General features: G+C 71.2%; 10 protein-coding genes. 7 read left to right on the forward strand and 3 right to left on the reverse strand.

Translation table 11 applies throughout. The features are described from left to right. Positions 1–170: 170 nt before the first annotated feature. Both cydB and C3B71_RS04970 read right to left on the reverse strand, forming a co-directional pair. Positions 171–1,298 carry a cytochrome d ubiquinol oxidase subunit II gene (gene cydB / locus C3B71_RS04965; RefSeq protein WP_108966516.1) on the reverse strand — a complete coding sequence of 376 codons (1,128 nt, stop codon included), beginning with the start codon at positions 1,296–1,298 and terminating at the stop codon, positions 171–173. Between the two features lie 111 nt (positions 1,299–1,409). Then, positions 1,410–2,903 (reverse strand): cytochrome ubiquinol oxidase subunit I, encoded by a 1,494-nt coding sequence (locus C3B71_RS04970; RefSeq protein WP_108966518.1) that lies wholly within the window; start codon positions 2,901–2,903, stop codon positions 1,410–1,412. Between the two features lie 951 nt (positions 2,904–3,854). Here C3B71_RS04970 and C3B71_RS04975 point away from each other — a divergent pair. The 7 genes from C3B71_RS04975 to C3B71_RS05005 all read left to right on the forward strand — a co-directional run bounded on the left by C3B71_RS04975 (position 3,855) and on the right by C3B71_RS05005 (position 12,095). After that, a complete protein-coding gene (locus C3B71_RS04975; protein ID WP_199912581.1) occupies positions 3,855–6,470 on the forward strand; it encodes an Rne/Rng family ribonuclease in 2,616 nt (871 codons plus the stop codon). 234 nt (positions 6,471–6,704) lie between these two features. Then, entirely contained in the window at positions 6,705–7,025 is a 321-nt protein-coding gene (gene rplU / locus C3B71_RS04980; RefSeq protein WP_073327243.1) for a 50S ribosomal protein L21, read from the forward strand. Positions 7,026–7,084: 59 nt separating this feature from the next. Further along, positions 7,085–7,342, forward strand: a complete 258-nt coding sequence (gene rpmA, locus C3B71_RS04985) for a 50S ribosomal protein L27 (RefSeq protein WP_073327242.1) — start codon at positions 7,085–7,087, stop codon at positions 7,340–7,342. Positions 7,343–7,453: 111 nt separating this feature from the next. Next, on the forward strand, positions 7,454–9,016 hold the full coding sequence (gene obgE / locus C3B71_RS04990; RefSeq protein ID WP_108966523.1) for a GTPase ObgE: 1,563 nt from the start codon (positions 7,454–7,456) through the stop codon (positions 9,014–9,016). After that, on the forward strand, positions 9,013–10,167 hold the full coding sequence (gene proB / locus C3B71_RS04995; RefSeq protein ID WP_073327239.1) for a glutamate 5-kinase: 1,155 nt from the start codon (positions 9,013–9,015) through the stop codon (positions 10,165–10,167). The genes obgE and proB overlap by 4 nt, the downstream gene beginning before the upstream one ends. 123 nt (positions 10,168–10,290) lie before the next feature. Next, positions 10,291–11,616 carry a glutamate-5-semialdehyde dehydrogenase gene (locus tag C3B71_RS05000; RefSeq protein ID WP_073327237.1) on the forward strand — a complete coding sequence of 442 codons (1,326 nt, stop codon included), beginning with the start codon at positions 10,291–10,293 and terminating at the stop codon, positions 11,614–11,616. Between the two features lie 59 nt (positions 11,617–11,675). Then, the gene (locus C3B71_RS05005) at positions 11,676–12,095 is read left to right on the forward strand and encodes a hypothetical protein (protein WP_073327236.1); all 420 of its coding nucleotides are present in this window, start codon (positions 11,676–11,678) and stop codon (positions 12,093–12,095) included. Positions 12,096–12,160: 65 nt separating this feature from the next. On the opposite strand, the gene C3B71_RS05010 is transcribed toward C3B71_RS05005, so the two are convergent. After that, positions 12,161–12,823: a response regulator transcription factor gene (locus C3B71_RS05010; RefSeq protein WP_073327234.1), complete on the reverse strand. Its 663-nt coding sequence runs from the start codon at positions 12,821–12,823 to the stop codon at positions 12,161–12,163. Position 12,824 lies beyond the last annotated feature (1 nt).

The raw sequence follows: 12,824 nt of genomic DNA on the forward strand, positions 1-12,824 counted from the left end.
CGCACGCCGCCGGGCCAAAACACACGTTCGCGCCGATAGTGCGGCCTAAAACAACGCGTTCTAGCTGCGTGCAGACACTCTCGACTTCGACATGTACGACGAGCTCATGGAGGCCCAGGAGGAGGCCACAGGGCTGCGGGCCCGCCAACGTCGGAGGGGTGAGCGCGCCTTCAGTGATCGACGGGCGCGGGCTGGGCGTTGTCGCGCACTCGCGTGGGGTGCAGCCCACCGGCGGCGGGGTCGATCCGCTCGGCGCTGATGCGCGCGGAGAAGGTCCGGTAACCCCAGATCGTGTAGAAGAGCACGACCGGCAGGAAGACGACGGCGGCAACCGTCATGATCGCCAGGGTGGCGTCGGCGGAGGTGGCCTGCGCGATGGTCAGGGAATACGCGGGATCGATCGAGGAACGCATGACGTCGGGCGTCATGGCCGTGAAGATGAGCGCCCCGACTCCGGCGATACCGGCGAAGTGCAGGCCGAAGGCGAGCCCCTGCCGGCCGCGGAACGAGGCCACCAGGGAACCGACGAGCGCCAACGCCGCCACCACCAGTGGCAACCAGACCCAGGCGGTGGCCGAGTAACTGGTCGCCCACAAGCCCCAGACGGCGGCAATCGCCGTCGAGGCGACCCCGCAGCGACGGGCGAAGGTTCCCGCCCGCACGGACAGATCGCCGGCCGTCTTCAACGCGGTGAACAGGGCCCCGTGCGTGAGGAACAGCAGGCAGGTGGCCGCGCCGCCCAGCAGCGTGAAGGGCGTAAGCAGACTGAAGAACCCTCCGGTGAGCAGGTGGGAAGCACCTACGACAAGCGCGTCTGCGGGTACTTCGGCGGCCGGCACGGGCGCGCCGCTGGCGGTGTCTACCACCTCGATCTCCATGCCCTGCACCATGTTCGCGAAGGCCGCCCCCCACAGGATCGAGGGCACCCAGGCGGCGATGGTGTGTGCCCAGTCCCACCGGTCGCGCCAGGCCTGGTCGTTGATCCGGCCACGCCACTCGATGGCGCATACGCGCACGATCAGGCACAGCAGGATGAGGAACAGCACCAGGTAGGCGCCGGAGAACAGGGTGCCGTACCACTCGGGGAAGGCGGCGAAGGTGGCGCCGCCGGCGGTCAGCAGCCACACCTCGTTGCCGTCCCAGTGGGGGCCGATGGTGCGCACCATGGCGCGCCGCTCCCGCTCGTCCCGGCCGAGGATCTTCAGCAGCATGCCCACGCCGAAGTCGAAGCCCTCCAGGGTCAGATAACCGACCCAGAGAATCGCAATGAGGATGAACCAGAGGACGGAGAGTGTCACGGCGGGCTCCACGGGCTAGTCGAGTTGGGCGGTGGTTGGTGGCAGTGTCGGCGGGCGACGGCGTCGGCCGGTGTGGGCCTCGGCGGCTGCTTCGGTGGGCATCGGGTGCGGCTAGTACTGGAAGGACAGCGGCGCCTCGGCGTCGTCACTCGGGCGCCGGGCAGCGTCGACGACGTCGGGCACCTGGGCGCGCACGCCCTCGCGGACGTAGCGGCGCAGCAGCAGGAACCACACGACGCCGAGGGCGGCGTACAGCAGCGTGAAGCCGATCAGCGACGCCAGTACGGTGCCGGAGGCGACGGTGGGGGAGACGCCGTCGGCGGTGAGCATGTAGACCTGGGAGACGGGGTCGGCGAGGTTGGGCACCACCACCCAGGGCTGGCGGCCGATCTCGGTCATGATCCAGCCGAAGGAGCAGGCCACGAAGGGCAGCCACATGCTCCACAGGGCGATCTTGCCCAGCAACGGGGAGTCGACCAGGCGGCCGCGGCGCGTCAGCCACAGGGCGACGACGCCGATGCCTATGGCGAGCATGCCCAGGCCGATCATCAGGCGGAAGGACCAGAAGGTGACCATCTCGTTGGGGGTGTAGTCCACGCCGTCGCCGTAGCGCTCCGCGTAGAGCTCTTGGGCGTCGTTCAGGCCCATGATCTCGGCGGTGGGATCGTTGGTGGCCATGAAGGAGTACACGTAGGGGACGGTGATTAGGTGCTTGGCGGTGCCGTCGGCGCAGGAGCCGAAGGCGGCCACGGTGAAGCCCGCGCCCGACTCGGTCTCGCACAGCATCTCGGCGGCCGCCATCTTGGCGGGCTGCTCCTCGGCGACAAGCTGCCCCTGGATGTGGCCGGAGCCGGCGGTGAAGATACCGGCGATGATCATCGTGACCGCGCCGAAGCGAGTCATGCGGCGCCACAGTCGGCGCGCCTCGAAGTCCTGCCCGGCGCGGGCGGCCTTGATCATCCACCACGCGGACACCCCCAGGATGAGCGTGCCCGCCACCAGGAAGGCGGAGGCGATCACGTGGGCCACGGTGACCCACAGGATCTTGTTGCCGAGCACATCGAAGAATCCGCCGACCCCGTCCAGCTCCGCCCGGCCGGTGTCCGGGTTGACGACGGCGCCGACCGGGTGCTGCATCCAGGAGTTGGCGGCGAGGATGAAGAAGGCGGAGAGGTTGGTACCCAGGGCGACCATCCAGATGCACAGGTTGTGCAACTTGGGGGACAGGCGGTCGCGCCCGAAGATCCACAGGCCCAGGAAGGTGGACTCCATGAAGAAGGCCAGCAGGGCCTCGAAGGCCAGTGGCGCCCCGAAGATGTTGCCGACGAACCGGGAGTACTCCGACCAGTTCATGCCGAACTGGAACTCCTGCACGATGCCGGTGGCGACGCCGAGCGCGAAGTTGATCAGCAGAAGGTTGCCGAAGAACCTGGTGGCCGTCCGCCACTGCTCGTTGCCGGTGCGCAGGTGAAGGGTCTCCATCAGTGCGACCAGTGGGGACAGGCCGATCGTGAGCGGTACCAGGATGAAGTGGTAGACCGTGGTGATGCCGAACTGCCATCGAGCCACGTCGAGGGAGTCGAGCGCCATGGGTGCGAGGCTCATCTGCGCCGCCTTTCGCGAGGGCCACGGGAAATATAAGAGGAACCTTATAGGGGCTCCCCGGGAGATAGGCCAAGTATAGGCGGCGGGTGACGGTGTGTCGTGAAAAGGTGTGACTTGTTATGCGGCTGTGTGGGGCTGTGGGGGCGGTTGGTTGTCAGAATTGGTGACAAACGCGCCTCCCGACGTCCCGGCTCGATTCTGAAATCGCGTGATTTCAACGTTTTGGTGATGGCAGGTTGGTGTCGCGGGCGCGTTTGTCACCATTTGTGACAGTACTGGTCGGCGGGCCGCCGGTCGGCCTGTCCGCCGTTGGCGAGACGACGGCGCCACCAGCCCGACTGCCACCCGGTGGGGCTACACCTGTGGGATACTGCCCCTGGCACCGGCGGTCCCGTACCGGCAGTCGGTGTCCGACCCTCGGCCGAGACCGCCCGGAAGAATTGCGCCGCCCAGAGCGCCGCCGCACTTCCGCAACGTGCGAGTTCCGCCGCAGGCCGGCGCCGCAAGGCGCACACGTAGGCTTTTAGCTCCCCGCCAGGGGAGCGCGACCGCGCCATGGCGCCGCGGGTACGGCGGAGCTATAGCGTCCGAAAGTGCAGATAGACCCATGTCCCCTCGTCATCGCGCTCACACGACTCCCACGCTCAGGGCTCCGAGGAGACAGGCGTCCCCAAGCGGCCTGCCCGTCGGCACCGCCGAGTCACCGCCGCTGTAACTACGCCCGAGTCCGCTCCCGACGCGCCGAGCAAGGTTCCCGACGCCGCAGACGCCGAGGCACAAGAGGCTGCGGCCCAGGCCGAGGGCATCGCCGCGCCTGACAGTGCCGCTTCCGCGGAAACGCCCGAGGAAACCGACGCCGCGGCGGTCGACGCCGCCGACGACGCTGCGCAGGCTGAAGCCTCCGATGCTGCGGAGAGCGAAGACGCCGAGGACGCAGCTGATGCGGAGACCTTGGAGGCCGAGGACGTCGAGGACGCAGAAGCCGCCGACGCCGAGGCCGGCGAGTCTGAGGCCGGTGAGCCGGAGGCTGCCGAGGCTCAAGATGGCGACGCCGAGGCCGACGCCACGGCAGACGCTGAACCCGAGCCCGAGTCAGGCGCCGACGCCGACGCCGACGCGTCCACGCCGGAGCTGGAGGAGGACCTGCCGGAGCCGGAGGAGCCGCAGCTGCCCGCCGCGTCGCTCCTGTTCCAGGCCCCCGATCCGGCGTTGGCCCGGCGGCGGCGCCGCAAGGTGAAGGTCGCCGCCACCACCCCCGCCCAGGCCCAGCCGGCCGAGTCGAGCCCCGAGTCCGCCTCACGCCGGGACCGGGATGCCCCGGCCGCCAAGCCCGATGCGGCTGTGTCCGTTGGCACCGGCTCCGGCGGTACCGACGCCTCCACCGACTCCGACGAGGCCGCTACCGGCACCCGCGGTGGTCGCCGGCGCCGTCGTCGCGCGACCGCCGCCTCCACCGCGCCCGAGCACGTGGAGGAGGCCGCCCCCGCCAAGCGCCGCGGCCGCAACGCCGCCCCGGCCCGGGACGCCGACGAGACCGCCTCCGCCCAGTCGGCCCCGACGGAGGACGCTGAGGGAGCAGAAGACGCCGAGGGCACTGAGACCAACAAGGAGGCCGCCACCGGCCGCCGCAAGCGCCGCCGCGGCGGACGCGGGCGGCGTGCCCGCTCCCGCGCCGAGGGCCGTGGCGCCACGGTCGAGAGCGCCGACGACGCCGACGAGGCCAACGAGACGCCCGCCGACGCCGCGGACAGTGTGCAGACGGACCGGACCTCCGCCGAGACGCCGGAGGAGAGCGCCGGCAGTTCTCGTCGTCGCCGTCGTCGTTCTCGCAGCCGCTCCGACGCCTCCCGGGACGAGATCACCGCGCTCAAGGGCTCCACCCGCCTGGAGGCCAAGCGCCAGCGCCGTCGCGAGGGGCGCGCCGCGGGTCGACGCCGGCCCATCATCACCGAGGCCGAGTTCCTGGCCCGCCGCGAGAGCGTCGACCGGCAGATGGTGGTGCGCGAGCAGGACGGCCTGAACCAGATCGCCGTCCTGGAGGACGGGCTGCTGGTGGAGCACTACGTCGCTCGGCACACCCAGACCTCACTGGTCGGCAACGTGTACGTCGGCCGTGTGCAGAACGTGCTGCCGTCCATGGAGGCGGCCTTCGTGGACATCGGCAAGGGACGCAACGCCGTCCTGTACGCCGGCGAGGTCAATTGGGACGCCGCCGGCATGGAGGGCAAGCCGCGCCGCATCGAGGACGCCCTGGCCAGCGGCGACACCGTGCTGGTGCAGGTCACCAAGGACCCCATCGGTCACAAGGGCGCCCGCCTGACCAGCCAGATCACCCTGGCGGGCCGCTACCTGGTGCTGGTGCCCGGCGGCACCATGACCGGCATCTCCCGCAAGCTCCCGGACACCGAGCGCAACCGGCTGAAGAAGATCCTCAAGCGGATCGTCCCCGACGACGCCGGCGTGATCGTGCGCACGGCCGCGGAGGGCGCCGGCGAGGAGCAGCTCGCCGACGACATCAAGCGGCTGGTGGCGCAGTGGGAGTCCATCGAGAAGAAGTCCTCCCAGGTGCTCAAGGGCTCCGGGAAGGCGCCAGTGCTGCTGAAGGAGGAGCCCGAGCTGGCCGTGCGCGTGGTGCGCGACGTGTTCAACGAGGACTTCCGCAAGCTCATCGTGCAGGGCCCCGACGCCTGGAAGACCATCTCCAACTACGTGTCCGACCTCAGCCCCGAGCTGACCGACCGGCTGGAGCACTGGGTCAGCCCCGAGGACGTGTTCACCGCCCACCGCATCGACGAGCAACTCGCCAAGGGCTTCGACCGCAAGGTCTGGCTGCCCAGCGGCGGCACGCTCATCATCGACCGCACCGAGGCCATGACCGTCATCGACGTCAACACCGGGCGCTTCACCGGCGGCGCGGACGGCACCCTGGAGGAGACCATCACCCGCAACAACCTCGAGGCCGCCGAGGAGATCGTCCGCCAGCTGCGGCTGCGCGACATCGGCGGCATGGTGGTGATCGACTTCGTGGACATGGTGCTGGAATCCAACCGCGACCTCGTGCTGCGCCGTCTGGTGGAGTGCCTGGGCCGCGACCGCACCCGCCACCAGGTCACGGAGGTCACCTCGCTGGGCCTGGTGCAGATGACCCGCAAGCGCGTCGGTCAGGGGCTGGTGGAGGCCTTCTCCACGCCCTGCGAGTGCTGCGGCGGGCGCGGCTTCATCGTTCACGAGCACCCGGTGGAGAACCAGGCGGTGGACATGTCTGCCTCCGCCGCGCGCAGCGCCGGCTCCGGCCGGGGTCGCCGCGGTCGCGACGATGACGGCGCCAAGGCCGAGGGGAAGTCCGCCAAGGGTTCGGGCAGGTCGGGCAAGTCCTCCGGCAGGTCCGGTCGCTCCGGCGGGCGCGGCAAGTCCGCCCAGGGGGACGAGGACCGGGACGACGCCGCCCGCTCGGCCGTGCGCGGAGCCCTGGCACAGATTGCGGCGGCCGCCGAGCACGCTCACGAGCACGCCCAGGCCGAGGAGAGCAGCACGGCCGCCCCGGCGGGCGCCGTCACCGAGGAGTAAGCGGCCCCGGCGGGCGCCACCGCCCCGACGTGGGCGCCCGCCGTCGCCCCGGAGCATCCCCTCCGAGCGGTGGGGTGCGGAAGAACACAGGTCCGGTGGGCCTTCACAGGTTGGTGTCGCCCGCCGGATCGCATAAAGTAATCCGGCGGTGCCTTCCGCACCATTGCCCAAGTAGTCGCCCGCCAGCGGTGGAGCAGCGCTCCCGGGAACGAGCGACTAGAAGATACGACAGAGATGAGCAGTCAAGTGGTCTACGCGATCGTCAAGGCCGGCGGCCGTCAGGAGAAGGTCTCCGTCGGTGACGTCGTGGTTGTCGACAAGCTTGCCGGTGAGGTCGGCGACGAGGTAACTCTCGCCCCCGTCATGCTGGTGGATGGAGACAAGGTGACCGCTTCCGCCGCGGACCTGGCCAAGTCCTCCGTCAAGGCCGAGATCGTCGGCGACGAGAAGGGCCCCAAGATCAACATCCTCAAGTTCAAGAACAAGACGGGCTACCGCAAGCGCCAGGGTCACCGCGCCAAGCTCACCGCCATCAAGGTCACCGCGATCGGCTGAGCGGGCCGCCCCGCCGCAGTATCCTTTCAGGCAACAGCGAAACAGAAAGAAGCCCCGACATGGCACACAAGAAGGGTCTTGGTTCCTCCCGCAACGGCCGCGACTCCAACGCCCAGCGCCTCGGCGTGAAGCGCTTCGGCGGCCAGTTCGTCAAGGCCGGCGAGATCATCGTCCGCCAGCGCGGCACCCACTTCCACCCCGGCAACAACGTTGGCCGCGGCAAGGACGACACACTGTTCGCCCTGACCGCCGGCAACGTCGACTTCGGCACCTTCCGCGACCGCAAGGTCGTCAACGTCGTCGCATCCGAAGGCTGACACAGCCTCCATCACCATGACGGTATCCGCGAGGGCGGGCGGCTTCGGCCGTCCGCCCTTGCGCATGCCGGCCCCCGGGGCCACCGCCCCGCAGCGCCCGAGGAGACGCCCATGCCCAGCTTCATCGACCGGGTGGTCCTGCACGTCGCCGGCGGCGACGGCGGCCACGGCTGCACGTCGATCCACCGTGAGAAGTACAAGCCGCTGGCCGGCCCCGACGGCGGCGACGGCGGCCACGGCGGCAGCGTCATCCTGACCGCCGACCCGCGCGTGACCACCCTGCTGACCTACCACCGCTCCCCGCACCGCACCGCCGGCTCCGGCGCCCCCGGTGAGGGTGGCTGGCGCCGCGGCGCCGACGGTGAGGACATGGTGCTGCCGGTGCCGCTGGGCACCGTGGTAAAGGACTCCGACGGCGGCGTGCTGGCGGACCTGACCGCAGCCGGTGAGCGCGTCGTCGTCGCCGAGGGCGGAAGCGGCGGCCGCGGCAACTTCTCCCTGGCGTCCCCCAAGCGCAAGGCCCCGGGCTTCCACCTGCTGGGCGAGCCCGGCGAAGCCCGTGACGTCACCCTGGAACTGAAGACCGTCGCCGACGTCGCCCTGGTCGGCTACCCCAGCGCCGGCAAGTCCTCCCTGATCGCCGCCATGAGCGCTGCCCGCCCCAAGATCGCCGACTACCCCTTCACCACACTCACCCCCAACCTGGGCGTGGTGGAGGCCGGGGAGACGCGCTTCACCATGGCGGACGTGCCCGGGCTGATCCCGGGGGCGAGCGAGGGCAAGGGCCTGGGCCTGGAGTTCCTGCGCCACATCGAGCGCTGCGCCGTGGTGGTGCACGTGCTGGACTGCGCCACCCTGGAGCCGGGCCGCGACCCGCTCAGCGACTTCGACACCATTGAGGCCGAGCTGGCCGCCTACGCCGACCGGCTGGGCGCCGACGAGGCCGACCCGGCGCTGACCGGGCTGGCGCCGCTGATGGAGCGCCCGCGCGTGGTGGTACTCAACAAGGTCGACGTCCCCGAGGCGGCCGAACTGGCCGAACTGGTGGAGGCGGACCTGAAGGCCCGCGGCCTGCCCACCTTCACCGTCTCCGCCGTCTCCCATGCGGGACTGTCCCGGCTGGCCTTCGCCCTGGCGGAGCTGGTGCAGCAGGCCCGCGCCCAGGCCCCGGCCCTCGCCGAGCCCGCGCGGCCCATCATCCGCCCCGCCGCCGTGGGCCGCCGCGGCGGGCAGGCGACCGCCACCGTGGCCGTCATCCAGCACCCCGCCGAGGGCACCGTCTACCAGGTGCGCGGGGACAAGCCGGAGCGCTGGGTGCGTCAGACCGACTTCTCCAACGACGAGGCGGTCGGCTACCTGGCCGACCGCCTGGCCGCCGGCGGCGTCGAGGACGAGCTGGCCAAGGCCGGCGCCCACGCGGGAGACACCGTGCTGATCGGCGATGTCAAGGGCGGCGTCATCTTCACCTGGGAGCCGGCCATGACCACCGGTGCGGAGCTGCTGGGCGCCCGCGGCACCGACGCCCGCCTGGAGGACCACCACCGCCGCACCAACGCCGAGCGGCGCGCGCAGTACCACGACTGGATGGACGCCAAGGAGGCGGCCCGCCAGCAGCTGCGCGACGAGGCCGCCGAGGGACTGTGGACCGACGCCGCCGACTGGGAGGACGCATGAGCGCCGCAGATGCCGTGGGCCTGCGCCCCGACGCCCTGCCGGAGGGGGCGCGCGTCGTGCTCAAGGTCGGCTCCTCCTCGCTGACCCGCCCCGACGGCGGACTGGACCTGAACCGCATCGACATCATCTCCGGGCTGCTGGCAGGCATGCGCCGCCGCGGCCACGACGTCGTGCTGGTCTCCTCCGGCGCGGTGGCCGCCGGCCTGGTCCCGCTGGGCCTGGAGTCGCGTCCCGGAGAGCTGCGCCTGCTGCAGGCCGCCGCCTCCGTGGGGCAGGGGCGCCTGGTCTCCCGCTGGCAGACCGCGTTGAGCGCCTACGGGGCGGTCACCGCGCAGGTGCTGCTGACCGCCCAGGACGTGGCCGTGCGCAGCCACTACCGGACCGTGCGCGCCACCTTCGACACGCTGCTGTCCATGGGGGCGGTGCCGGTGGTCAACGAGAACGACGCCGTGGCCACCACCGAGTTCAACCTGGGCGACAACGACCACCTGGCCGCCCTGGTGTCCCACCTGGTCACCGCCGATGTGCTCATCTTGTTCACCGACGTGGACGGCATGTGGACGGCCCGCCCGGGTACGCCCGGCGCCCGCCCGGTGCGCTACGTCGGCGGCACCGGCGAGCTGGCCGGGGTCCGGGTCGACGGCGACGCCGGCGCCTTGGGCACCGGTGGCATGGCCACCAAGGTGCAGGCCGCCACGATCGCCTGCGCGTCCGGCACGGCCACCATCATCGCCGACGCCGACGATGCCCCCCGGCTGCTGGGCGGGCGCACGATTCCCGCCGACCTGGGCACCTGGTTCGCCCCCACCGGGCCGCACCGCTCCAGCCGGCGGCTGTGGATGGCGCACGCCTCCATGCCGGAGGGCCGGGTACTGGTCGACGCCGGGGCGGCCCGGGCGGTCACCGAGGGCAAGAAGTCGCTGCTGCTGCCCGGCGTGGTCGGCGTGGACGGGGACTTCGAGTCCGGCTCCGTGGTGGAGATCGTGGGGCCGCAGCGGGTGCTGGCCCGCGGCATCTGCCGCTATGCGGCCGCCGAGATCGAGGAGGTGCTGGAGGCCCGCGGCCGCGGCGCCCCCGCCCCCGGAGACCACGTGGCCCCGGTGGTGCACCGCGACGACCTGGCCGAGCTGCCCCGCACCGCCGGCGACTGACGCCTACCCCTCCTCGCGCTCCGCTTAACGAGACCGAGGGGAGACCAGCACCCGCGTGGGAGTGACGCCGAGTACCGCATCACGCCTACCCGCACGGCGCGGCGGGGACTACAGTCTGGTGTCATGACGACTTCACCCGTAGATGCCGCCAACGATTCCGTCAACGATGCCGAAGCCCTGGTCGCCACCACCGCCGGAGCCGCCCGCCAGGCCCAGCGCGCCCTGGCCGGCGTCAACCGGGAGCGCAAGGACGCCGCCCTGCACGCCCTGGCCGACGCCCTGACCGCCCGCGCCGAGTTCATTCTCGCCGCCAATGCCCGGGACCTCGAACGCGCCCGCGCCGCCGGCATGAAGCCGGGACTGATAGACCGCCTCGCCCTGGACGGCGACCGCATCGCCGCCATTGCCGACTCACTGCGCGAGATCGCCGCCCTGCCCGACCCGGTGGGTCAGATCGTCGACGGGCAGACCCTGCCCAACGGGCTGCGGGTGCGGCGCGTGCGCGTGCCGCTCGGCGTGGTCGGCATGATCTACGAGGCCCGCCCCAACGTCACCGTGGACGTGGCCGCCCTGACCCTGAAATCCGGTAACGCCGTCGTACTGCGTGGCGGCAGCGCGGCCGCGGACACCAACGCCGCCATCATCACCGTGCTGCGCGACGCCCTGACGGCGGCGGGCCTGCCCGCCGACCTGGTCACCACCATCGACCCGGCCGGCCGCGCCGGAGCCACCGCCCTCATGCATGCGCGCGGCCTGATCGACGTGCTCGTGCCGCGCGGCGGGGCGGGATTGATCCGCACCGTGGTGGAGGAGTCGAGCGTGCCCGTGATCGAGACCGGCTCGGGCAACTGCCACGTGTACGTGGATGCCGCCGCCGACCTGGCCGCCGCCGTCGACATCATCGTCAACGCCAAGACCCAGCGGGTCGGGGTGTGCAACGCCGCCGAGACGCTGCTCGTGCACCGCTCCGCCGCCTCCGCCTACCTGCCGGCCGCCGCGGACGCCCTGTGGGAGCGCGGCGTCACCCTCCACGCCGACGCCGCCGCCCGCGCCTGCGTGGAGGAGCAGGCCTCCGCCCAGGGCCGTGCGGAGCTGCTGGTGGACGCCACCGAGGCGGACTGGGAGACCGAATACGGTAGCCTGGACCTGGCGGTGCGAGTGGTCGACACCATCGACGACGCGATCGCCCACATCACCGCATACTCGACCGGACACACCGAGGCGATCCTGACGCAGGACGTGGCCGCCATGAACCAGTTCGTCAGCCAGGTCGACTCGGCGGCCATCATGGTTAACGCCTCCACCCGCTTCACCGACGGCGGGCAACTGGGACTGGGCGCTGAACTGGGCATCTCCACCCAGAAGCTCCACGCCCGCGGCCCCATGGGCCTGGCGGCGCTGACCACCACCAAGTGGGTCGTCGAGGGGGCGGGGCACGTGCGCCCCTGACCCGATATTCACCCCGCCGCTTCCCGGCGCCGGGGGGCAAGCACCAGGAGGCAATAGCCATGAACCCCGACCGAGGCAGACCGCTGGCGGTGCTCGTCGCCGCCGCGGCCACCGTTCTGCTCGTATGCGTGGCCATCCTGATTCTGCGTCGTCCCGCCGGCCTCGACGACGAACCCGGCATCGCCATGACCCCGGCAGCCACCACGACCGCCCAGGTCGGCCGCAGCGCCGGACCCCTGATGACGCCGCCTCCGGACTCCGACGACGACGCCAATGACAGCGGCTCGGACGGCGTTGACGATGGCACCCCCGAGGTGGTGCAGCAGGCGCCGCCCCAGAACGTCTCGCCCCAGGGAGGCTCCGGATCTGGCTACGGCACTGGCACCACGAGCAACAGCGGCAGCTCGAACAGCAGCTCTGACACCGACTCCGACGACGATGACAGAGACGACGATGACGGCGACGAGGACGACGACTGACCGGTCGGCCTCCGATCGCGCCTACTGCCGGGGCGGGGCGGCGGCCCGACGCAGGGCCGCGGGCTTCAGGTGAGCCGGTAGCCGACGCCGCGCACTGTCTCCAGCCGGCCCTTACCGAGCTTGCCGCGCAGGTAGGAGACGTACACGTCCACCACGTTGGAGCCCGGATCGAAATCCAATCCCCACACATTCGCCAGCAGTTGCTCCCGGCTGAGCACCTGCCCGGGGTGCCGCATGAACATCTCGGCGAGCGCGAACTCCCGGGCCGACAGGTCCACCCACTCCCCGTCCACCCGCACCCGGCGCGTGTGAATGTCCAGTGCCAGGTCCTTGTGCTCCAGCACCCCCCGCTCGGTCGGTGCCGCCTCGCGGGGGCGCAGCCGCAGCCGGATCCGGGCGACGAGCTCGTCGAAGGAGAAGGGCTTGGGCAGGTAGTCGTCGGCGCCGCCCTCGAGCCCGGCCACCCGGTCGGCCACGGAGGAGCGGGCGGTGAGCATGATGACCGGAGTGGTCACTCCCTGGCCGCGCAGCTGCTCGAGCACCTCGAAGCCGTCGATGTCCGGAAGACCCACATCCAACAGGATTATGTCCACGTCGCCCAGCAGAGCCATCTCGACGGCGTCCGCACCGTTGTTGACGGCTTTGGGGACGAAGCCGGCGGCCTTGAGCCCCTTGGTCAGGAACGAGGTGATGCGCTCCTCGTCCTCCACAATCAGTACAGTGGCCATG

It is taken from the genome of Actinomyces sp. Z16, assembly GCF_003111765.1.
GTDB lineage: Bacteria > Actinomycetota > Actinomycetes > Actinomycetales > Actinomycetaceae > Actinomyces > Actinomyces glycerinitolerans.